This is a genomic window from Pseudorhodoferax sp. LjRoot39, from assembly GCF_964253035.1.
Lineage (GTDB): Bacteria > Pseudomonadota > Gammaproteobacteria > Burkholderiales > Burkholderiaceae_C > Pseudorhodoferax.
This window is the reverse complement of the sequence record NZ_CAXUQL020000001.1, coordinates 6,968,712-6,987,750: the sequence shown is the minus strand read 5'-3', so window position 1 is coordinate 6,987,750 and position 19,039 is coordinate 6,968,712. Positions and strand designations below refer to the sequence as shown.

General features: G+C 69.4%; 23 protein-coding genes. 7 read left to right on the top strand and 16 right to left on the bottom strand.

Annotation, left to right across the window (positions count from 1 at the left end; translation table 11 throughout):
- Positions 1 to 24 precede the first annotated feature (24 nt).
- The 3 genes from ACSQ4M_RS32640 to ACSQ4M_RS32630 form a co-directional block, all read right to left on the bottom strand.
- Entirely contained in the window at positions 25 to 852 is an 828-nt protein-coding gene (locus tag ACSQ4M_RS32640) for a MinD/ParA family protein (RefSeq protein ID WP_436193502.1), read from the bottom strand.
- 10 nt (positions 853 to 862) lie between these two features.
- A complete protein-coding gene (locus ACSQ4M_RS32635; RefSeq protein ID WP_436193501.1) occupies positions 863 to 1,633 on the bottom strand; it encodes a GGDEF domain-containing protein in 771 nt (256 codons plus the stop codon).
- 106 nt (positions 1,634 to 1,739) lie between these two features.
- The gene (locus ACSQ4M_RS32630) at positions 1,740 to 3,449 is read right to left on the bottom strand and encodes a SulP family inorganic anion transporter (protein ID WP_436194107.1); all 1,710 of its coding nucleotides are present in this window, start codon (positions 3,447 to 3,449) and stop codon (positions 1,740 to 1,742) included.
- A gap of 63 nt (positions 3,450 to 3,512) precedes the next feature.
- Here ACSQ4M_RS32630 and ACSQ4M_RS32625 point away from each other — a divergent pair, with 63 nt between their 5' ends.
- Positions 3,513 to 4,004: a thermonuclease family protein gene (locus ACSQ4M_RS32625; protein WP_436193500.1), complete on the top strand. Its 492-nt coding sequence runs from the start codon at positions 3,513 to 3,515 to the stop codon at positions 4,002 to 4,004.
- An 80-nt stretch (positions 4,005 to 4,084) separates the two neighbouring features.
- On the opposite strand, the gene ACSQ4M_RS32620 is transcribed toward ACSQ4M_RS32625, so the two are convergent.
- The 3 genes from ACSQ4M_RS32620 to gpmA form a co-directional block, all read right to left on the bottom strand.
- Positions 4,085 to 4,834, bottom strand: coding sequence for a HesA/MoeB/ThiF family protein (locus ACSQ4M_RS32620; RefSeq protein ID WP_436193499.1), 750 nt, complete (start codon positions 4,832 to 4,834; stop codon positions 4,085 to 4,087).
- A 70-nt stretch (positions 4,835 to 4,904) separates the two neighbouring features.
- A complete protein-coding gene (locus ACSQ4M_RS32615; protein WP_436193498.1) occupies positions 4,905 to 6,341 on the bottom strand; it encodes a S41 family peptidase in 1,437 nt (478 codons plus the stop codon).
- Between the two features lie 113 nt (positions 6,342 to 6,454).
- Positions 6,455 to 7,201, bottom strand: coding sequence for a 2,3-diphosphoglycerate-dependent phosphoglycerate mutase (gene gpmA / locus ACSQ4M_RS32610; RefSeq protein ID WP_436193497.1), 747 nt, complete (start codon positions 7,199 to 7,201; stop codon positions 6,455 to 6,457).
- Positions 7,202 to 7,325: 124 nt separating this feature from the next.
- Here gpmA and ACSQ4M_RS32605 point away from each other — a divergent pair, with 124 nt between their 5' ends.
- From ACSQ4M_RS32605 to ACSQ4M_RS32590, 4 genes are all read left to right on the top strand, one after another.
- Positions 7,326 to 7,736 (top strand): rhodanese-like domain-containing protein, encoded by a 411-nt coding sequence (locus ACSQ4M_RS32605; RefSeq protein ID WP_436193496.1) that lies wholly within the window; start codon positions 7,326 to 7,328, stop codon positions 7,734 to 7,736.
- Positions 7,736 to 7,996 carry a glutaredoxin 3 gene (gene grxC / locus ACSQ4M_RS32600; RefSeq protein WP_436193495.1) on the top strand — a complete coding sequence of 87 codons (261 nt, stop codon included), beginning with the start codon at positions 7,736 to 7,738 and terminating at the stop codon, positions 7,994 to 7,996. The genes ACSQ4M_RS32605 and grxC overlap by 1 nt, the downstream gene beginning before the upstream one ends.
- A gap of 87 nt (positions 7,997 to 8,083) precedes the next feature.
- Complete coding sequence (gene secB, locus ACSQ4M_RS32595) at positions 8,084 to 8,557, top strand: protein-export chaperone SecB (protein WP_056900789.1); 474 nt, start codon at positions 8,084 to 8,086, stop codon at positions 8,555 to 8,557.
- Between the two features lie 3 nt (positions 8,558 to 8,560).
- Positions 8,561 to 9,553, top strand: coding sequence for an NAD(P)H-dependent glycerol-3-phosphate dehydrogenase (locus ACSQ4M_RS32590; protein WP_436193494.1), 993 nt, complete (start codon positions 8,561 to 8,563; stop codon positions 9,551 to 9,553).
- Here ACSQ4M_RS32590 and ACSQ4M_RS32585 read toward each other — a convergent pair.
- Positions 9,550 to 10,350 (bottom strand): segregation and condensation protein A, encoded by an 801-nt coding sequence (locus tag ACSQ4M_RS32585; protein WP_436194106.1) that lies wholly within the window; start codon positions 10,348 to 10,350, stop codon positions 9,550 to 9,552. The two genes, ACSQ4M_RS32590 and ACSQ4M_RS32585, sit on opposite strands and share 4 nt — an antisense overlap.
- A 65-nt stretch (positions 10,351 to 10,415) precedes the next feature.
- The gene (locus ACSQ4M_RS32580) at positions 10,416 to 10,622 is read right to left on the bottom strand and encodes a DUF3460 family protein (RefSeq protein ID WP_436193493.1); all 207 of its coding nucleotides are present in this window, start codon (positions 10,620 to 10,622) and stop codon (positions 10,416 to 10,418) included.
- Between the two features lie 40 nt (positions 10,623 to 10,662).
- Between ACSQ4M_RS32580 and bamE the strand changes: the two genes are divergently transcribed.
- Positions 10,663 to 11,175 carry an outer membrane protein assembly factor BamE domain-containing protein gene (gene bamE / locus ACSQ4M_RS32575; protein WP_436193492.1) on the top strand — a complete coding sequence of 171 codons (513 nt, stop codon included), beginning with the start codon at positions 10,663 to 10,665 and terminating at the stop codon, positions 11,173 to 11,175.
- A gap of 1 nt (position 11,176) precedes the next feature.
- Here the strand turns inward: bamE and ACSQ4M_RS32570 are convergent, their stop codons facing one another.
- The 8 genes from ACSQ4M_RS32570 to ACSQ4M_RS32535 all read right to left on the bottom strand — a co-directional run bounded on the left by ACSQ4M_RS32570 (position 11,177) and on the right by ACSQ4M_RS32535 (position 18,231).
- Positions 11,177 to 11,938 (bottom strand): SDR family NAD(P)-dependent oxidoreductase, encoded by a 762-nt coding sequence (locus ACSQ4M_RS32570; protein ID WP_436193491.1) that lies wholly within the window; start codon positions 11,936 to 11,938, stop codon positions 11,177 to 11,179.
- A complete protein-coding gene (gene phhA / locus ACSQ4M_RS32565) occupies positions 11,935 to 12,825 on the bottom strand; it encodes a phenylalanine 4-monooxygenase (protein WP_436193490.1) in 891 nt (296 codons plus the stop codon). Before phhA ends, ACSQ4M_RS32570 begins: the two co-directional genes overlap by 4 nt.
- Positions 12,818 to 13,150, bottom strand: a complete 333-nt coding sequence (locus ACSQ4M_RS32560; RefSeq protein ID WP_436193489.1) for a 4a-hydroxytetrahydrobiopterin dehydratase — start codon at positions 13,148 to 13,150, stop codon at positions 12,818 to 12,820. The genes phhA and ACSQ4M_RS32560 overlap by 8 nt, the downstream gene beginning before the upstream one ends.
- Positions 13,151 to 13,161: 11 nt before the next feature.
- A complete protein-coding gene (fahA, locus tag ACSQ4M_RS32555; protein WP_436193488.1) occupies positions 13,162 to 14,478 on the bottom strand; it encodes a fumarylacetoacetase in 1,317 nt (438 codons plus the stop codon).
- A complete protein-coding gene (locus ACSQ4M_RS32550) occupies positions 14,475 to 15,011 on the bottom strand; it encodes a VOC family protein (RefSeq protein ID WP_436193487.1) in 537 nt (178 codons plus the stop codon). Before ACSQ4M_RS32550 ends, fahA begins: the two co-directional genes overlap by 4 nt.
- A gap of 14 nt (positions 15,012 to 15,025) precedes the next feature.
- On the bottom strand, positions 15,026 to 15,409 hold the full coding sequence (locus tag ACSQ4M_RS32545) for a RidA family protein (protein ID WP_436193486.1): 384 nt from the start codon (positions 15,407 to 15,409) through the stop codon (positions 15,026 to 15,028).
- A gap of 9 nt (positions 15,410 to 15,418) precedes the next feature.
- Positions 15,419 to 16,819 carry an amino acid permease gene (locus ACSQ4M_RS32540; RefSeq protein WP_436193485.1) on the bottom strand — a complete coding sequence of 467 codons (1,401 nt, stop codon included), beginning with the start codon at positions 16,817 to 16,819 and terminating at the stop codon, positions 15,419 to 15,421.
- A gap of 83 nt (positions 16,820 to 16,902) precedes the next feature.
- Positions 16,903 to 18,231 (bottom strand): NAD(P)/FAD-dependent oxidoreductase, encoded by a 1,329-nt coding sequence (locus tag ACSQ4M_RS32535; RefSeq protein WP_436193484.1) that lies wholly within the window; start codon positions 18,229 to 18,231, stop codon positions 16,903 to 16,905.
- 160 nt (positions 18,232 to 18,391) lie between these two features.
- Between ACSQ4M_RS32535 and ACSQ4M_RS32530 the strand changes: the two genes are divergently transcribed.
- Positions 18,392 to 19,036, top strand: a complete 645-nt coding sequence (locus tag ACSQ4M_RS32530; RefSeq protein WP_436193483.1) for a TetR/AcrR family transcriptional regulator — start codon at positions 18,392 to 18,394, stop codon at positions 19,034 to 19,036.
- The last annotated feature ends 3 nt before the right edge of the window (positions 19,037 to 19,039 follow it).

Sequence of the window (19,039 nt, the reverse complement as noted above, 5' to 3'; positions counted from 1 at the left end):
GCGCAGCCGCGCGCCTTGCACCCGTCAACTGCCCGTGCCGTCGGCGCGGGAGATCACCGTCTCGTCGAGCTTGCGCGCCAGCTCGGTCACGGCCATGGCGGCCGGGCTGCCCGGCGCGCTGACCATCAGCAACTGGCGTCGCATCACGGCTTCGCGCACCGTCGGGTCGGCCGGAATGTCGCCGAGGTGGATGAGGCGCACGGAGCGGCCGGTGGCACTGGCCACGAAGCGGTCGAGCACCTGCTGCAGCTGCGAGGTGATGGCCCGGCCATCGCCGGGGCGGGCGGTCTGGTTGATGACCACGCGCACATGCTGGCGCTTGTGCTGGGTGGCCAGCACCTTGATGGCGGCATAGGCATCGGTCAGCGAGGTCGGCTCGGGCGTGGCCACGACCACGACCTCGGAGGCCAGCGACACCGCGAACAGCACCACGTCGGAGATGCCGGCACCGGTGTCGAGCAACAGCACGTCGTAGTTGGGCATCACGCTGCGGATCACGCCCAGGAACTCGTCGCGCACTTCGGGCGTGAGCCGCGAGTACTCGACCATGCCCGAGCCAGCCAGCAGCACCGAGAAGCCGCCCGGCGCCTTGACGATGGCCTCGGCGATGGTCGCCTTGCCCGTGAACACGTCGTGCAGCGTGATCTTGGGGTGCAGGTTGAGCACCACATCGAGATTGGCCAGGCCGAGGTCGGCGTCCAGCACCAGCACGCGCTGGCCGCGCCGGGCGAGTGCGGCCGCCAGGTTGGCCGAGACAAAGGTCTTGCCCACGCCGCCCTTGCCGCTGGTGACGGCCAGAACCCTGGCGCCGAGCGCCGGCGGCACGGACTTGGGGGTGGAAGGATCGCTCATCGTGTTCCTCTTACACAGCGCCACCAGGGGCGACGCCAGAACTCATGTCGATCCAGGCAGGATCTGCGGCGGCCAGATGGCCGAACAGCAAGTGCTTTTCCTCCGCGCTGACGGTGCTGTCGGGTTGCTCCTCCAGGCACAACCGGTTGCGCCCACCGGTCTTGGCCACGTAGAGCTGCTGGTCTGCACGGTCGATCCAGAGTTCGGTGGTGGAGCGGATCCACTGCAGCGCGAAAGCACCGCCGATGCTGACCGTCACCCGCAGGTCCACGCTGGGCGACACCCGGATCGGCGTGGCCTCGATGGTGCGGCAGATGCGCTCGGCCACCACCTGGCCGAAAGCCGGCTGGCAGCTGGGCAGCACCACGGCGAACTCTTCCCCTCCGTAGCGCGCGGCGGTGTCCATGGGTCGGATGCAGCCGGCCAGGGCCTGGGCCACGGCCTGCAGCACCTGGTCGCCGGCCATGTGGCCGTAGTTGTCGTTGACCGATTTGAAGTGGTCGATGTCCAGCATCAGCAGCAGCGCTGCCTCGCCCGAACGCGCGACGCGGTCGATCTCGGCCTCCAGCACCTGCTCGAGCTGGCGCCGGTTGGACAGGCCGGTCAGCGCGTCTTTCAGCGAGAGTTCGTTGAGGCCATCGATCACCGCCTGCAGATAGGCGGTGGCATCGCCATCGGCTGGCGGCAGCTCGACCGTACCGGCGCGGGCCAACTGTGCACGCGCCGCATCCAGGCGCAACTCGTGCAGGTCGACCAGGTTGGACGGGGCCGGATGGATCACAGATGGGCGGGGGGTTGAACCGGGCCAGTTTACCAGCGCGGTCCGGTTGCGGCGCTGTCACGCGGCGCTGCCGAACGCCGGAAAAACAGGCGGATCGACCCGTGTTTCAGGCCGGCTGTTGCATGCTCGGGTGCTGCAGCGCCGCCAGCGCTTCGGCGTCGGTGCGGTACAGGCGCAGCAACGGATCGGGCGTGCTGCCTGCCGCGGGCAGTTCGCCGGCACGCAACAGCACGCGCTCGACCGGCAGCTTCATGCCGGCGATGTGCAGGCAGATGCCGCGCTCGCGCAGCCCCTTGCGCAGCTGGCCGAACATCTCCACGCCGGTGGCGTCGATGTGGTTGATGGACAGCGCGAACACGCAGACGTGGCGCACGTCCGGGTGCGCGGCCAGGTGTTCCAGCACGGCGCGCTCGAAGGCGTTGGCCGAGGCGAAATCCAGCCCGCCGTCCATGCGCAGCGCGCACAACCGGGGCGCCAGCGGTGGCAGGTGCCAGAGGTGGCGGTCGCGCAGGCTGCCGTCCGGGTGCAGGCCGATCTCGATGATGCGTGGGTGCAGCCGCTGGTACAGGAAGTGCGACAGGCTCATGAGCAGGCCGGCGATGACGCCCCAGTACAGCGCCGGTGCCGACAGCACCGTCACGCCAAAGGTCACGCCGGCCGTGGCGGCCTCCACGCGCGACACCCGCCACAGGTGTGCGAACGCGGCCGGCTTGACCAGGCCCATCACGGCCGCGACGACGATGGCCGCCAGCACCGCCTGCGGCACGGGGTGCAGCAGCGGCGTGAACCAGACCAGGGCCGCCAGCACCACCACCACCGAAGCGATGGTGGCCCAGCCGGTGCGGGCGCCGGCATAGAGGTTGAGCGCCGAGCGCGAGAACGAGGAACTGGTGGGAAACGCCCCGGACAGGCCGGACGCCAGCTTGGCCAGGCCCTGGCCGATCAGGTCCTGGTCCTGGTCCCAGCGCTGGCCGCCCTTTTGGCTGTCGACCTTGGCACTGGAGGCGGTCTCCAGGAAGCTGATCAGCGTGATCACCAGGGCCGGCACCAGCAGGCGGCTGAAGTCCTGCCAGCCCGGCCACTGCGGCAGGTACAGCTGCGGCATGCCGGCCGGCAGGGTGCCGACCACCTCGCCCCCCGCGGCCTCGAAGCCGATGGCCCAGCTGATGCCTGCTGCGGCCAGCACCACCAGCACCACGGCCGGCAGCTTGGGCGACAGCCGGCGCGACAGCACCAGCAGCACCAGCGATCCGATGCCGAACAGCGCCGCGCCCGGGTTGACCTGCTGCGCCAGTTGCGCCGCCTGCCAGTCGGCCGGCAGGCCCAGCAGGTCGCGCAGCTGCGACAGCAGGATCAGCACGGCCGCGGCCTGCGTGAAGCCCATCAGCACCGGCGCGCTGACCACGTTGAGCAGCCAGCCGAAGCGGGCCAGGCCCAGCACCACCTGCAGCAGGCCCGACAGCAGTGCCAGCCAGACCGCCAGGTTGACCCACTGCGGGCTGCCTGGCTCGGCCATGCCAGACAGCGAGGCGGCGATGAGCAGGCAGCTCAGCGCGGTGGGACCGACCGACAGCCGGGTGGAGGCCGAGAACAGCACCGCGATCAGCGCCGGCAGCAGCGATGCGTAGATGCCCGTCACCAGCGGCATGCCGGCCAGCGCGGCATAGGCCACGCCCTGGGGAATGACCATCATGCCGACCGTCAGGCCGGCCATGGCCTCGCCCTGCAGCGTGGCGCGGCCGGGCCTGGGCCAGGCGAGGAAAGGGAAGAAGCGGCGCCAGGGCCGGCGAGCGGGAGGGTGCGGGGCTTCGGGCATCATGCAGGGGCCCGGCGTGCTGCGGGCGGCGCATTCTCCCATCGTCTGTTCTCCTCGCCTGTCGTGTTCCGTTCTCTCGCCGCCCTGTGCTGGATTCTTGCAAGCCTGTTGTGCGCGCCCGCGCATGCCGCAGATGCGTGGTGGGGCGTGGTCAGCTACGTCAGCGATGGTGACACGCTGTGGGTGCGACCGGCCGATGGCGGCGCGCCGCGCAAGGTCCGCGTGCATGGCATCGATGCCCCGGAGCTGTGCCAGGCCCATGGAGCCGAGGCGCGGTCAGCGCTGCAGCGTGAGCTGCTCGGCCTTGCGGTGCGCGTGCAGCCACTGCGCCACGACGACTACGGGCGGCTGCTGGCGCGCCTGTGGCAGGCGGACGAGGATGTGGCGGCCCGCATGGTGCGCGCCGGCCATGCCTGGTCGTACCGCTACCGGCACAGCCCCGGACCCTACGCCGAGGAAGAGCGCGCAGCGCGCGCTGCCCGTCGCGGCCTGTTTGCCGATGCCGGGGCGCAGCGTCCCTACGCGTTCCGCCGCGCGCACGGCCCGTGCGGTTGAGCTCCGCGCCGGGCCGCCCCAAGCAAGCTCGCTCCCGCTTGGCGGGACAGGCCGCAGGCCGAAGGGTGCACCAGTGACCCTCAGCGGCTGGCGCACACCGGGCAATGCGCTTGCCTGGACACGCGCAGCGTGGTCCATTCCAGCTGGCGTGCATCGAGCATGAGCAGGCGCCCAGCCAGCGAAGGGCCGGCACCGCTGAGCAGCTTCAGCGCCTCCACCGCCTGCAGGCTGCCGATCACGCCGACCAGGGGCGCCAGCACACCCATGGTGGCGCAGCGCACTTCCTCGGGGGCGCTGTCGGGCGGGAACACGCAGGCATAGCAGGGGGAGGCCGCGTCGCGCGTGTCGAACACCGCCAGCTGCGCATCGAAGCGGATCGCCGCGCCCGAGACCAGCGGCCGGCCATGCCGCACGCAGGCCGCGTTGACGGACTGGCGTGTGGCGAAGTTGTCGCAGCAGTCCAGCACCACGTCGGCCTCGCGCACCAGGCGGTCCAGCAGCGCCGCGTCGGCGCGCTGCGCGATGGCTTCCACCACCACCTCGGGGTTCAGCGCCGCGATGGCCGCACGCGCCGAATCGGCCTTGGGCTGGCCCAGCCGCGCCATGTTGTGGGCGATCTGGCGCTGCAGGTTGGTCAGGTCGACCTGATCGTCGTCGACCAGCGTGATGCGGCCGACCCCGGCACTGCCCAGGTACAGCGCCACCGGCGAGCCCAGCCCGCCGGCGCCGACCACCAGCGCATGGGCATCGAGCAGGCGCTGCTGGCCTTCGATGCCGATCTCGTCGAGCAGGATGTGGCGCGAGTAGCGCAGGAGCTGGTCGTCGGTCATGCCCGGATTGTGGCGGCAGCAAAGAAAAAGCCCCGCAGCGCGGGGCTTGGGCCGGCAGCGGCGGCGGGGATCAGTTTTCCTTCTTCTCCGCCGGCCGCTCGACCAGGGTCTTGCTGACCAGCACCGGGCCGCCCTTGAGCTGGTTCACGGCCTGGGCCAGTTGGAAGTCCTTGTCCGAGCCGAACTCGGGCGGGCGGCGTTCGGACACCGGCTTCTTGGCTTCCTCTTCCAGCCGCTTGCGGGCCTCCTCGCGGGCCTTCTCGCGGGCCGGATCCTTGACTTCCGGACCCTGGCCGCTGTTCAGGTGCTTCTCCAGGTCGGCCTCGCGTGTGCGCAGGGCGGCGAACGGGCTGCCTTCCTCTGTCTCGTCGACCATCACGTCGGGCACGATGCCCTTGGCCTGAATCGAGTTGCCGCTCGGCGTGTAGTAGCGCGCCGTGGTGAGCTTCAGGCCCGTGTCCGGACCCAGCGGGCGCACGGTCTGCACCGAGCCCTTGCCGAAGGTCTGGCTGCCCATGATGGTGGCGCGCTTGTGGTCCTGCAGTGCGCCAGCCACGATCTCGCTGGCCGAGGCCGAGCCCTCGTTGACCAGCACCACGATGGGCACGTTCTTGAGCGCGGCCGGCAGCCGCTTGAGCGGATCGGAGCCGCCACGGCGCAGGTAGTACTCGGGCGCGGCCTTGTAGGTGAACTTGCTGTCGGCCAGCTGTCCGTTGGTCGACACCACGGTCACGCCTTCGGGCAGGAAGGCCGCAGAGACGGCCACCGCCGCGTCGAGCAGGCCGCCCGGGTCGTTGCGCAGGTCCAGCACCAGGCCCTTGAGGTTGGGCTCCTGCTTGTAGATTTCCTCGAGCTTGCGCGCGAAGTCGTCCACCGTGCGGTCCTGGAACTGGCTCAGGCGCAGCCAGGCGTAGCCCGGCTCCACGACCTTGCCCTTGACCGACTGGGTGCGGATCTCCTCACGCGTGATCGAGACCGGGAAAGTACGGCTCTCGTCTTTGCGGAAGATGGTCAGGTCGACCTTGGTGTTGGGCTCGCCGCGCATGCGCTTGACGGCGTCGTTGAGCGACAGGCCCTTGACGGCCGTGTCGTCGATCTTGGTGATCAGGTCGCCGGGCTTGAGGCCGGCGCGGAAGGCCGGCGAGCCCTCGATCGGCGAGACCACCTTGACCAGGCCGTCTTCCTGCGTGATCTCGATGCCCACGCCGACGAAGCGGCCGGTCGTGCCCTCGCGGAATTCCTTGAAGGACTTCTTGTCGAAGTACTGGGAGTGCGGATCCAGGCTGGCCACCATGCCGGAGATGGCGTCGCTGATGAGCTTCTTCTCGTCCACCGGCTCGACATAGTCGCTCTTGATCATGCCGAACACGGCGGCCATCTGCTGCAGCTCCTCCAGCGGCAGGGGCGCCATGGCGCCGCGCGCCACGGTCTGCAGCGACACGGTGGTCATGGCCCCTGCCAGGGCACCGGCTGCCACCCAGCCTGCGATCTTCAGTTTCTGACCCATAGCGAGCAATCCCCAGACAGGTTCCGACAAATAAGCGATTGGAATGCCGGATCGCGGGCCGGTTCCGCATGAACAGCGGAGAATTTTCGGCCTTTACAGGCCGTTCACGGAAATCAGGCCTTCTTGCCCTGCGCCGCCACCGCCGCTGCGGCGCGCGCAGCGGCTTCGGCATCGCCCAGATAGTAGTGGCGGATCGGCTTCAGACCGGCGTCCAGCTCGTAAACCAGCGGAATTCCATTGGGAATGTTCAGGCCCACGATGTCGGCGTCGGAGATGCCGTCCAGGTACTTCACCAGCGCCCGGATCGAGTTGCCGTGGGCGGCGACCACCACGCGGCGGCCCGACTGGATGGCCGGCGCCATGGCCTCGTTCCAGAACGGCAGCACACGGGCCACGGTGTCCTTCAGGCACTCGGTCAGCGGAATCTGCTCGGGCGAGAGCTTGGCGTAGCGCAGGTCGCCGCGCTCGCTGCGCGGGTCGGTGGCTTCCAGCGCCGGCGGGGGCGTGTCGTAGCTGCGGCGCCAGACCAGCACCTGCTCGTCACCGTACTGCTTGGCGGTTTCGGCCTTGTTCAGGCCCTGCAGCGCGCCGTAGTGGCGCTCGTTCAGGCGCCAGCTGTGCACCACGGGCAGCCAGGTGCGGTCCATCTCGTCCAGTGTGTGCCACAGCGTGCGCGTGGCGCGCTTGAGCACGCTGGTGTAGGCCACGTCGAATTCATAGCCTTCGGCGCGCAGCAGGCGGCCGGCGTTCTTGGCCTGTTCGACGCCGGTTTCCGTCAGGTCGACGTCGGTCCAGCCGGTGAAACGGTTCTCGAGGTTCCAGGTCGATTCGCCGTGGCGGATCAGGACGAGTTTGTGCATGGTGGTCAAGGTTTGGAGAGCAAGAGGGAATTGGGTCGGCGCGTGCAGCGTGCCGAAACCGGGCATTTTAGAATCGCCGACCCGCAGGCCAGATCGGTCGCGGTCCCAACGAGAAAGCCCCTGCATGAATTTCGTGATCGACAACTGGATGCTGTTCGCCGTGGCGCTGGCTTCCGCCAGCCTGTTGCTGTGGCCCATGGTCTCCGGTGCCGCCGGCGCCTCGGCGCTGTCGCCGGCCGGTGCCGTGCAACTGATCAACCGCGAAAAGGCGGTGGTGGTCGATGTCAGCGAAGAGGCGGAATTCGCCGCCGGCCATGTGGTCGGTGCCAGGAACGTGCCCTTCGGCCAGCTCGACACCAAGCTGGCCGGCGTGGTCAAGAACAAGGGCGTGCCGCTGTTGTTGGTCTGCCCGACCGGCGCCCGTGCCAACCGTGCCGTCGCTGCGGCCAAGAAGCTTGGCTACGAAAACGCCCAGGCCGTGGGCGGCGGCATGAAGGCCTGGCGCGACGCTGGCCTGCCGGTGGAGAAGGCCTGATGCAGGCCGTGCGCATGTACACCACCGCGGTGTGCCCCTACTGCATCCGCGCCAAGCAGGTGCTCAAGGCCAAGGGCGTGGCGCAGATCGAGGAGATCCGCGTCGACACCGATCCGGCCGAACGCATGAAGATGATGGAATTGACGGGCCGGCGCACCGTGCCGCAGATCTTCATCGGCGACACCCATGTGGGCGGCTGCGACGACCTGATCGCGCTGGACAGCCGTGGCGGCCTGGTGCCGCTGCTGCAGGGAAGCTGACACGGCGCTCGGCCATAATGACCGGCTGACTGCTGCCCGCCGCGGACGCAACCCCGGCGGGCTTTTTTTGACACCCGAAAGACCTCCATGGCCGAGACCCAAGACCAAGCTCCCGTGTTCCAGATCCAGCGCATCTACCTGAAGGAAGCCTCGCTGGAGCAGCCCAATTCGCCGGCCATCCTGCTGCAGCAGGAGCAGCCCCAGGTCGACATCCAGCTGGGCGTGGACGGCAACAACGTGGCCGATGGCATCTACGAAGTGACGGTCACCGCCACCGTGCACACGCGCGTGGGCGGCGACAAGACGGTGTTCCTGGTCGAAGCCAAGCAGGCTGGCATCTTCGAGATCCGCAACCTGCCGCAGGACCAGATGGGCGCCATCATGGGCATCGCCTGCCCGCAGATCGTCTACCCCTACCTGCGCGGCAACGTGGCCGACCTGGTCCAGCGCGCCGGCTTCCCGCCCGTGCACCTGGCCGAGATCAACTTCCAGGCCATGTACGAGCAACAGCAGGCACAACAGGCCACCGCCGCCAACGGCGCAGCCCCGGCCCTGCAGTAATCCATGAAGATCGCCGTGCTGGGCGCGGGCGCCTGGGGCACGGCACTGGCCGTGCACGCCAGCCGGCTGCCGGGGCGCAGCGTGACGCTGTGGGCGCGCGACGCTGCACAGGTGGCGCAGATGCGCGCACAGCGCAGCAACACCCGCTACCTGCCCGAGGCGCCGCTGCCGGCTGCGCTGCAGCTTGCCGACGGGCCGCTGGCGCCACTGTGCGCGGACCAGGACCTGCTCGTCATCGCCACGCCCATGGCGGCGCTGCGCGCCATGCTGACCGAACTCGCGCCGCTGGGCCGGCCACTGGCCTGGCTGTGCAAGGGCTTCGAGGCCGGCGGTGCAGGCCTGCTGGGCCACGAGATCCACCATGCCGTGGTCGGCACAGGCGCCTTCGGCGTGCTGAGCGGACCCAGCTTCGCGCAGGAGGTCGCGGCCGGCCAGCCGACCGCGCTGGTCGCTGCCAGTGCCGATGCGGCGCTGCGCGAAGCGTTGGTCCAGGCCTTCCACGGTCCGACGCTGCGGGTCTACAGCAGCGACGACGTGCCGGGCGTGGAGGTCGGCGGCGCCGTCAAGAACCTGCTGGCGATCGCCACCGGCCTGTGCGATGGCCTGTCGCTGGGGCTCAATGCCCGGGCCGCGCTGGTCACGCGCGGCCTGGCGGAGATGACGCGCCTGGGCTTGGCGCTGGGCGCACGCGCCGAGACCTTCATGGGCCTGTCCGGCCTGGGCGATCTGGTGCTGACCGCCACAGGCGACTTGAGCCGCAACCGCAAGGTGGGACTGCTGCTGGCCAGCGGCATGCGGCTCGACGAAGCCGTGGCCTCGCTGGGCCATGTGGCCGAGGGCGTCTACAGCGCGCGCACCGTGGTGCAGCGCGCGCGCGCGCTGCGTGTGGAGATGCCGATCGCCGAAAGCGTGCTGGCCTTGCTCGATGGCCAGCTGCAGCCGCAGCAGGCCTTGGCCGCGCTGATGGGCCGCGGGCCGGCCGCCGACGGCGTTTAGTTGGTGGCGGTGTAGGCCAGGCGCACGTAGATGGGGGCGAAGGCCTCGGCCTGCACGATCTCCACCAGCGTTTCCTTGCCCAGCTCCAGCAGCGCGATGAAGGTCACGACCAGCACGGTCGAACCCTTCTCCGGATTGAACAGTTCCTCGAACTCGACGAACTTGCGGCCCTGCAGCGTGCGCAGCACCTGGGTCATGTAGTCGCGCACGGACAGCTCCTCGCGCGTGATCCGGTGGTGCTGCACGAGCTTGGCGCGCTTCAAGATGTCGCGCCAGGCCTCCTGCAGGTCCACCAGGTGCACGTCGGGAAAGCGCGGCTGCAGCGATTGCTCGATGGTGACCTGGGCCTTGAGGAAGTCGCGGCCGAACTGCGGCAGCGCGTTCAGCCGCGCGCCCGCCAGTTTCATCTGCTCGTACTCGAGCAGCCGGCGCACGAGTTCGGCGCGCGGGTCTTCAGCCTCCTCGCCCTCGGCCGCCTTCTTGGGCGGCAGCAGCATGCGCGACTTGATCTCGATCAGCATGGCCGCCATGAGCAGGTACTCGGCCGCCAGCTCGAGGTTGCGTGTGCGGATCTCGTCCACGTAGGCCAGGTACTGCCGTGTCACGGCAGCCATGGGGATGTCGAGGATGTTGAAGTTCTGCTTGCGGATCAGGTAGAGCAGCAGGTCCAGCGGGCCTTCGAAAGCCTCCAGGAAGACTTCCAGCGCATCGGGCGGGATGTACAGGTCCTGCGGGATGGCGAACAGCGGCTCGCCGTACAGGCGCGCGAGCGCCACCTGGTCCACCACCTCCGGCATGGGGGCGGCCTCGCCGTGGGCGGGTGGCAGCAGCTTGGACTCCACGCGCGTGGCGCCTGCCGCGATCAGTGGTTGTCGGTCTGGTAGACGTAGGGCTTCTGCGCCACCTGGCCCTGGCGGAACTCGGTCCAGACCTTGCGGTCCACCGCCTTGTCCCACAGCAGGGCGCGGCCGGCGCGCTGGCGCGCTTCCAGGTCGGGCTGCTGGGCCTTGAGCTGGTCGATGAACTGGGTGGCTTCGGACTTGTAGTCGGGGCGGCGGAAGATGGACATACACTGAACCTTTCGAAGGCGCGGATTTTAAGGGGGCAGCATGGCGGGGCGATGGAAGCTGGTGGCGCAATGGGCTACGGCAGCCTTGGCGGGCTCCTTGCTGCTGGCCTGCGACCCGCAACGCATCGACGCGCTGGAAGAGGGCGTGGCCACGGAGGCCGACGTGCGCAAGCAGTTCGGCGAGCCCGAGAAGATCTGGGATGCGCCGGGCGGCGGCCGCACCTTCGAGTACAACCGCCAGCCCGCCGGCCACCGCAACTACATGATCACCATCGGCCCGGACGGCAAGATGAGCGCACTGCGCCAGGTGCTCACGCCCGAGAACTTCGCCAAGGTGCAGCCGGGCATGATGATGGAAGACGTGCGCAAGATGCTGGGCAAGCCCATGAAGGTCACGCCCTACGACCTCAAGCGCGAGGTGGTCTACGACTGGCGCTACCTGGAGCCGCCCAACACCTCCATGGTGTTCAGCGTGGTCTTCAACACCGACTACCGGGTGCTGCGCACCGGCTCCGTGCCGGATCCGCAGGCACCCGAGAACAAGGTCCAATAACTCAGACCCGGCCGCTGACAGGCAGCGCCGCGCCATGCACGGCGCGGGCCGCGTCGGACGCGAGGAAGCCAACCACATCGGCCAGCGCCGCGGGCGTGACCCAGCGCGAGGCATCGGCGTCGGGCATGGACGCACGGTTGTCCGGCGTGTCGATGACCGAGGGCAGCACGCAGTTCACGTTGATGCCCTGGTCGCGCAGCTCGGCCGACATCGATTCCGTCAACCGCATCAGCGCGCTCTTCGATGCGCTGTAGCCGCCCATGTGGGCGCCGCCGCGCTGCGCCGCACCGGCGCCCACGGTCACCACACGGCCGGCGCCCTGGGCCAGCAGGCGTGGCACCACGGCGGCCGCCACGTTCAGGAAGCTGCGCGCGTTCAGGTCCATCAGGAAGTCCCAGCTGCCCGCCGCCAGTTCGTGCACTGCCTCGCCCATGCGGAAGCCGCCGGCCAGGTGGCACAGCACGTCGATGCGCTGCGGTGCGGCCCAGGCCGCCTCGATGCGGGCCTGCAGCTGGGCGCGGTCCAGCAGGTCGGCTGCGATGGTTTGCGCCCCACGCATCTCGCCGTACAGGCGTTGCAACGCCTGCGCGTCGCGGTCCAGCAGCAGCAGGCGGGCGCCGCCCTGCTGGAAGTGGGCGGCCACGGCCTGGCCCAGATGGCCGGCCGCGCCGGTGACGAGCACCACTTGCGGCGCCGCGCTCACTGGGGCGCCTGCGCCTGCGGCTGCGGCGCGAGCGCCTTCGGGCGGCCGGGCGGCGCTCATGCTGCCGCTCCCTGGCGCTTGCGCGCGTGGTAGCGGCCGGTGCCGCGCGTCAGCACGCGGTCGCTGGCGAGCACGTCGCCGGGCGCGTGCTCGGCGGCGCCGCGCACGCGCTGGTAGTAGGGGGCGAAGTCGACCTGGGCCAGGGCCAGCAGCTCGTCGAGGTGGTCCAGCACGAAGTAGGTCTCCTGGAAATCGTCGATGCGGTAGCGCGTGCGCATCACGCGCTCGAGCGCGAAGCGCACGCGGTTGGGCGAATCGTCCTCGACCGAGAACCGCGTCTCGGTGGACGAGGACACGATGCCGGCGCCGTAGATGCGCGGCGCGCCATCCTCCAGCACCAGGCCGAACTCCACCGTGTACCAGTAGACGCGCGCCAGCTGGTCCAGCACGCCCAGCTGCTTGGCGCGCAGGCCGCCCTGGCCGTAGGCCTGGATGAACTCCGCCATCACCGGGTTCATGAGCATGGGCACATGGCCGAACACGTCGTGGAACACGTCGGGCTCTTCCAGGTAGTCCAGCTCGTGCGGCTTGCGGATGAACTGGCCGGACGGAAAGCGGCGGTTTGCCAGATGCTCGAAGAACACGTCGTCGGGCACCAGTCCGGGCACGGCCACCACCTGCCAGCCGGTGCGCTGCATCAGCACCTCGGACAGCTGCTCGAAGTTCGGGATCTGGTCGGCGCCGAGCGGCAGGTCGGCCATGCCCCGCACGAACTCGGCGCAGGCCCGGCCGGGCAGCAGCCGGCTCTGGCGTTCGAACAGCGTCTTCCACACGGCGTGTTCTGCGGCCGTGTAGCGCTCCCAGTCCTGGGCTATGGTCCAGTCGGGGCGGTCGGGCCGGTGGTCGCCGGCGGCCAGGCCGTGCTTGGCGGGGGCGGTGTCATGCATGGTCGATCTCCTGGGTCGGGGCGGCCTGCAGCGCGAGCGCCGCGGCGACCTGGTCCATGGTGCGGGCCAGCCGGATGTCGCGCAGCGACAGGCCGCCCGCGTCGTGGGTGGTGAGCGTGACGTCCACGCGGTTGTAGACGTTGAACCACTCGGGGTGGTGGTCGTGCTTCTCGGCGTGCACCGCGATCTGGCACATGAAACCCATGGCCTGCGCGAAATCGCGGAACACGAAGCGGCGCGACAGCGTGCCGCCGCGTTCCGCGTCGGCCTGCCAGGCGGGCAGCTGGGCCAGCAGCGGCTGCAGTTGGGCGGGGGACAGTTTCATCTCGGGTTCCTTCACATGGTGGACAGGCTGGGCAACACCGTGCCTTCGCAGCGGCCGAAGCCGATGCGTGCAGCCCCGGGTCGCGCACACCAGCCGCGCAGCGTCACGCTGTCGCCGTCCTGCAGCCAGGTGCGCGCCTCGCCGTTCGGCAGCCGGACCGGCTGCGTGCCGCCGCTGGTCAGCTCGATCAGTGCGCCGGCCTGGTCCAGCGTGGGGCCGGACAGCGTGCCGCTGCCAAACAGGTCGCCGCTTTGCAGATTGCAGCCGTTGACCGTGTGGTGCGCCACCATCTGCGCCACCGTCCAGTAGGCGTGGCGGTAGCTGGTCTGCACGATGGGGGCCGGCGCCTGGCCGGATGCGCGCATGGTGGCGGTCTGCAAGTCCACCGCCAGCTGGATGTCGAACGCGCCGGCCGCGCGGTTGTGGGCCGAGTCCAGGTAGGGCAGGGGCTGCGGGTCGCCGGCCGGCCGCTCGAAGGCCACGCGGTAGGGTGCCAGCGCCTGCAGCGTGACGATCCAGGGCGAGACCGTGGTGGCGAAGTTCTTCGACAGGAAGGGTCCCAGCGGCTGGTACTCCCAGCCCTGGATGTCACGCGCCGACCAGTCGTTCAACAGGCACAGGCCGAACACATGGTCCTCGGCCCCCTGCATGGTGATCGGCTCGCCCCGTGCGTTGCCGGTGCCGATGAACACGCCCAGTTCCAGCTCGATGTCCAGCCGTTGGCACGGCCCGAAGCTGGGCGACGCGGCGCCCGGCGCCATGGTCTGGCCGATGGGCCGGCGAAAGCGCTGGCCCGACACGCCGATGCTGGACGCACGGCCGTGGTAGCCGATCGGCACCCACTTGTAGTTGGGCAGCAAGGGGTTGTCCGGGCGGAACTGCCGGCCGATGTTGGTGGCGTGGTGGACCGAGGTGTAGAAGTCGGTGTAGTCGCCGATGCGGGCCGGCACGCCGTATTCGGCCTCGGCCTGCGGCAGCAGGCAGGCTTGCCACGCGGCCTGCTGCGGTGCACCTTCGCGCAACCCTGCGGACAGGGCATGGCGCAGGGCGTTCCAGGCGTCTGGCCCCAAGGCCATCAGCGCATTCAGCTGCGGCTGGCTGGCCGCCTCCACCGCCGTGGCGGCCAGGCCCTGCAGCGTGCCGCTGCGGTGCAGCGCGGCCAGGTCCAGCACCTGGTCGCCGATGGCCACGCCACCGCGGAACGGCTCGGCAGAACCCTGGCGCCGGAAGCTGGCGAAGGGCAGGTTCTGGATCGGGAAGTCGGTACCTGCGGCGTGGGCCGAGGCGACCCAGCTGCGCAGCGCCGGGTCGTGCGTGGCGTCCATCATGCGAACTCCCTGGCGTGCAGGAAAGCGGCGTGCTGGGGCGCGCGCTTCGTTCTAGACCAGTCCTCCAGCATGTCCCACTTCACGGCGTCGAGCTTCTCGATCATCGCTGCCTCTTCCGGGTCCGGGCAGGCCAGCTCGACACGGTGGCCGTTCGGGTCGAAGAAGTAGATCGAGTGGAACGCGCCGTGGTCGGTCACGCCCAGCACCGGCACGCCCTTGGCCTCCAGGTGGGCCTTGAACGCCAGCAGCTCGGCCCGGTCCTTCACGCGGAAGGCGATGTGCTGCACCCATTCCGGCGTGTTCGGGTCGCGGCCCATGGGCGGCTGCGTGGGCAGCTCGAAGAAGGCCAGCACGTTGCCGTTGCCGGCGTCCAGGAAGACGTGCATGTACGGGTCCGGCGCCTTGGTCGAGGGCACCTGGTCCTCGGCGATGGCCAGCACGAAATCCATGTTCAGCATGCTCTGGTACCAGAGCACGGTTTCCTTGGCGTCCCTGCAGCGGTAGGCGACGTGGTGGATGCGGTCGATCTTCATGGGGTTGCTCCTGTTCAGGCGGGCGCGCCGGACGTGTCCAGCGCCTGCACTTCGATCTCGACGGCCACGCCGAAGGCCAGCTCGGCCTGCACCAGGCTGCGCGCGGGGTAGCGGCCCTCCTCAAAGTAGCTGCGGTAGACCGCGTTGAACGCGGCGAAGTCGGCCAGGTCGCGCAGCCAGACGGTGGTCTTGACCACCTGGTCCAGCGTGCTGCCCAGGCCTTGCAGCGTTTGTGCGATGGCCTGCAGCACCGCATGGGTCTGCTCTTCGATGCTGCCGGTGTGCGGCTTGCCGGCCGTGTCGAACGGGATCTGGCCCGACAGCATGAGCAGGCCGGCGGCGCGCACGGCGGTGGAGAACGGCATGGGGCCGGGGGCGGGGTGGAAGGTGGCTGGCATGGGTTTTTTTCAGGCTGCGCCCTGCACGGATGGCAGGGCCGGACGGGACGACACGGCGCGAAAGACGAGATACAGCACGCCGATCCAGACAGGGATGGCCAGGGCCGAGCCGCGGATGGACGGGGTCAGCAGCATCACGCCGACCACCAGCGCCATGCCGGCCAGGCAGATGAGGTTGGACACGGGGGCGAACGGCGCGCGGAAGGCCAGCGGCGTCCCGTTGCGCACCGCGTCGCGGCGAAAGCGCATGTGCGTGACGATGATGACGACCCAGGTGATCACCAGCGCCGCCACGATCAAGGACATCAGCAGCTCGATCAGGCCGTGCGGCGCCACATAGTTCAGCACCACGCACAGGGCGGTGGCCAGGCCCGGGTAGACGATGGCGCGCACCGGCACGCCGCGTTGGTTGACCTGCATCAGCGACCGGGGCGCATTGCCCTCGCTGGCCATGCCGTAGAGCAGGCGGCTGGTGCTGTAGACCATGCTGTTGTAGACCGACAGCGTGGCGGTCAGGATCACGAAGTTCAGCACGTGGGCCGCCAGGTTCTGGCCGATGCCCGAAATCACCAGCACGAACGGGCTGTTGCTGTAGGTGTCGCCGCCGGCCTTGAGCTGGGCGACCAGGTCGGTCCAGGGCGTCAGCGAGAGCAGCACGGCCATCGAGCCCACATAGAACACCAGCACGCGCCAGACCAGCTGGTTGATGGCCTTGGGAATGACCTTGCGCGGCTGGTCCGTCTCGGCCGCCGCGAAACCGAGCATCTCGACGCCGCCGAACGCGAACATGATGAAGGCCAGCGACATGACCAGGCCGGCGATGCCGTTGGGCAGGAAGCCGCCGTGCGTCCACAGGTTGCTGACGGTCTGGGTCGGATTGCTGGTGGTCGACAGCAGGTAGATGCCGGTGGCGATCATGGCCACCACGGCGACGATCTTGATCAGCGCGAACCAGAATTCGAATTCGCCATAGGCTTTGACGTTGATGAAGTTCACCGCGTTGATCAGCACGAAGAACACGGCGGCCGTGGCCCAGGTCGGCACCTCGGGCCACCAGTACTGGATGAACTTGCCGCAGGCGGTCAGCTCCAGCATGCCCACCAGCACGTACAGCGCGATGCAGTTCCAGCCCGACAGGAAGCCCGCGAAGCGGCCCAGGTGGCGGTTGGCGAAGTAGCTGAACGAGCCGGCGTTGGGCGCCTCGACCAGCATCTCGCCCAGGAAGCGCATGATCAAAAAGATCAGCGCGCCGCCGACGGCATAGCCCAGCAGCACGGCCGGGCCGGCCATCTCGATGATGCCGGCCGAGCCCAGGAACAGGCCGGTGCCAATGGTGCCGCCCAGCGCGATCAGCTGGATGTGGCGGCTCTGGAGCTTGCGCTCCAGGTGGCCGGAGTGGGTGGGTGTCATGGGAATGTCTCCTCGGGTCAAGGTGGGGGGGCGGCGGCTCGTGGCCGCCTTGGGGATCTCAGGGATGTCGGGGGGCGAAGGTCTTATTGCTCGGCCTTGCCGCGCCACATGTCCCAGGCCAGGCTCAGGCCCACGCCGACGTCGCGCACCGGGCGCGGCGGGATGTAGTTGGCCGTGCCCTGCACCAGGAAGTCGTCGATCAGCGGGTTCTTGTGGCCCAGGGCGTGGTCGGCGATCAGCATGCCGGCGGCGGTGTGCCGCACGATGCCCGAGCCGTTGCAGCACGAGGCCGCCCAGGCCTGCGGGCCGATCTGGTCGAACGCCGGCGCGTGGTTGTGCGAGACGGCCAGCCAGCCCATCCAGAAGTGCTCCAGTTCGATGGCGCCCAGCTGCGGGAAGCGGCGGCGCAGCAGCTCCAGGTTCATCGCGCGGGCCTCGGCGCGGCGCGCGTCGTCGGTGCGCAACTCGGGCGAGTATTCGAATCCCTGGCGGATCATCAGCCGCCCGTCGGCCGTCAGCCGCACCGTGGAGCCGGCCACGCCGTGCGCGGGCGTCACGCCCCAGACCGGTTCAGACCCCAGCCGGGCCAGCTGCTCCGGATCCAGCCGGTGCGTGAGGCTGGCGAACAGCAGCACCGGCACCTGGCGTTCACGGAACACGCCGAAGGATTGCGAGTAGGCGTTGACGGTCAGGATCACACGGCCGGCGCGGATGCGGCGGCCCTGGGCCGTGCGCACATGCGGGTTCGCGCCCTTGAGCTCGACCTCGACCACCGGCGTGTTCTCGAACAGCTGCACCTGTGCGGGCAGGCTGTCGGCCAGGCCCCGCACCAGTGCGGCGGGGTTCAACAGCCGGGTGCCCGGGGTGTAGACCGCTGCGGCGTAGTAGCTGGTGCCCAGGCGCTTGCGCAGCGCGTCGCGGTCCAGCCAGGCATAGGGCTCGTCCCAGGCCTGCAGGTTGCGGGTGTAGGGCTGCAGTGCGCTCTCGGCCACTTCGTCCGTCACCGCCACGTGGTAACGGCCGCGCCGGGCCCAGTCGCATGCGATGCGGTGCTCGGCCACGAGGTTTTCCAGCGCGTCCACCGCGAAGCGGTTGACCCGGATGACGCGCCGGCCGGCTTCGACATCGGCGTCGGACGGGGCGGAGCTGTGCGGCAGGTCGATGGCGAAACCCGAATTGCGGCCCGAGGCGTTCTCGCCGACCACACTGGCATCGACCACGGCGATGCTGGCATGCGGTTCCTGGGCCGCCAGCTGGCGGGCTGCGGCCAGGCCGGCATAGCCGGCGCCGATGACCAGGAAGTCCACCGACAGATCCTGCTGCAGCGGCGCGCGCGGCTGGCGCGGGCCGAGCAGTGCGCTCCAGCCGTTGGTGTTGTCGTCGGTTGGCAGGCGGTCGATGTCGTGGGGCAAGGGTGAACTCCGCAGGGTGGGCCTCGTGGGCTGGTGCGGAAATTGTGCAGTATCAATAAATTATTATTGTTTAGTAGATGACCCTATGGACAAGCGAATTGAAAGAAGCTAGAGCGGTGCGCGCGGAGGTGGCGCGGCCATATCAATTTATTATTTGTGCATGACTTCTCGCCGCAGCACCACGTCCCAGGATGAAGCCCGCGTCCGCACGCCGCAGAGCGAGCGCGTGGAAGCGACCCGGCGCAAGATCATCGAAGCGGCGCTGACGCTGCTGCGCGAGGAAGGGTTCAAGAGCGCCACGCTGCAGGCCATCGCGCGCCGCGCCGAGGTCAGCATGGGTGCGCTGCAGCACCATTTCGAGAGCCGTGACGTGCTGATGGAACGGTTGGTGGCCGAGGTCATGGCGCCGCTGGGCGACCAGGGCGGCGTCTGGCCGGACCCGGCGTTGCCGCTGGACCAGCGCGCGCCGCAGTTCGTCCAACGCGCCTGGCAGCACATCTTCGGCGCGCCCAACTACCAGACGGCCTGGAGCCTGTTCTTCGGCTGCAAGGCGATTCCGTCGCTGTTCGCGCGCATCGAGAACTACCGCGAAGAGGTGGACCGCGGCTTCTACACGCAGTTCTTCGCCACCTTCCCCGAGCTGAAATCCCATCCCCATCCGCAGGGCGTGGCCTCGGTGGTGTTCTCCTCGCTGCGCGGCGCGGCGGTGCAGGAGCTGTTCACGGTCGATGCGGCCGAGAAGGTGGGCAGCCTGGAGGTGCTGGCCGAGCTGATCGTGGGCGCCTGCGCGCACCGCGCGCACTGAGCG

What these genes read in the sequence shown, in the direction of transcription:
- ACSQ4M_RS32605 (WP_436193496.1), top strand. Translation starts at nt 7,326, where the DNA reads ATGAATTTCGTGATCGACAACTGGATGCTGTTCGCCGTGGCGCTGGCT.
- ACSQ4M_RS32540 (WP_436193485.1), bottom strand. Translation starts at nt 16,819, where the DNA reads ATGACACCCACCCACTCCGGCCACCTGGAGCGCAAGCTCCAGAGCCGC.
- ACSQ4M_RS32560 (WP_436193489.1), bottom strand. Translation starts at nt 13,150, where the DNA reads ATGAAACTGTCCCCCGCCCAACTGCAGCCGCTGCTGGCCCAGCTGCCC.
- ACSQ4M_RS32530 (WP_436193483.1), top strand. Translation starts at nt 18,392, where the DNA reads ATGACTTCTCGCCGCAGCACCACGTCCCAGGATGAAGCCCGCGTCCGC.
- ACSQ4M_RS32630 (WP_436194107.1), bottom strand. Translation starts at nt 3,449, where the DNA reads ATGCCCGAAGCCCCGCACCCTCCCGCTCGCCGGCCCTGGCGCCGCTTC.
- ACSQ4M_RS32550 (WP_436193487.1), bottom strand. Translation starts at nt 15,011, where the DNA reads ATGAAGATCGACCGCATCCACCACGTCGCCTACCGCTGCAGGGACGCC.
- ACSQ4M_RS32580 (WP_436193493.1), bottom strand. Translation starts at nt 10,622, where the DNA reads ATGTCCATCTTCCGCCGCCCCGACTACAAGTCCGAAGCCACCCAGTTC.
- ACSQ4M_RS32570 (WP_436193491.1), bottom strand. Translation starts at nt 11,938, where the DNA reads ATGAGCGCCGCCCGGCCGCCCGAAGGCGCTCGCGCCGCAGCCGCAGGC.
- ACSQ4M_RS32545 (WP_436193486.1), bottom strand. Translation starts at nt 15,409, where the DNA reads ATGCCAGCCACCTTCCACCCCGCCCCCGGCCCCATGCCGTTCTCCACC.
- grxC (WP_436193495.1), top strand. Translation starts at nt 7,736, where the DNA reads ATGCAGGCCGTGCGCATGTACACCACCGCGGTGTGCCCCTACTGCATC.
- fahA (WP_436193488.1), bottom strand. Translation starts at nt 14,478, where the DNA reads ATGATGGACGCCACGCACGACCCGGCGCTGCGCAGCTGGGTCGCCTCG.
- secB (WP_056900789.1), top strand. Translation starts at nt 8,084, where the DNA reads ATGGCCGAGACCCAAGACCAAGCTCCCGTGTTCCAGATCCAGCGCATC.
- ACSQ4M_RS32615 (WP_436193498.1), bottom strand. Translation starts at nt 6,341, where the DNA reads ATGGGTCAGAAACTGAAGATCGCAGGCTGGGTGGCAGCCGGTGCCCTG.
- gpmA (WP_436193497.1), bottom strand. Translation starts at nt 7,201, where the DNA reads ATGCACAAACTCGTCCTGATCCGCCACGGCGAATCGACCTGGAACCTC.
- ACSQ4M_RS32620 (WP_436193499.1), bottom strand. Translation starts at nt 4,834, where the DNA reads ATGACCGACGACCAGCTCCTGCGCTACTCGCGCCACATCCTGCTCGAC.
- ACSQ4M_RS32585 (WP_436194106.1), bottom strand. Translation starts at nt 10,350, where the DNA reads ATGCCGGAGGTGGTGGACCAGGTGGCGCTCGCGCGCCTGTACGGCGAG.
- bamE (WP_436193492.1), top strand. Translation starts at nt 10,663, where the DNA reads ATGGCGGGGCGATGGAAGCTGGTGGCGCAATGGGCTACGGCAGCCTTG.
- ACSQ4M_RS32640 (WP_436193502.1), bottom strand. Translation starts at nt 852, where the DNA reads ATGAGCGATCCTTCCACCCCCAAGTCCGTGCCGCCGGCGCTCGGCGCC.
- phhA (WP_436193490.1), bottom strand. Translation starts at nt 12,825, where the DNA reads ATGCATGACACCGCCCCCGCCAAGCACGGCCTGGCCGCCGGCGACCAC.
- ACSQ4M_RS32590 (WP_436193494.1), top strand. Translation starts at nt 8,561, where the DNA reads ATGAAGATCGCCGTGCTGGGCGCGGGCGCCTGGGGCACGGCACTGGCC.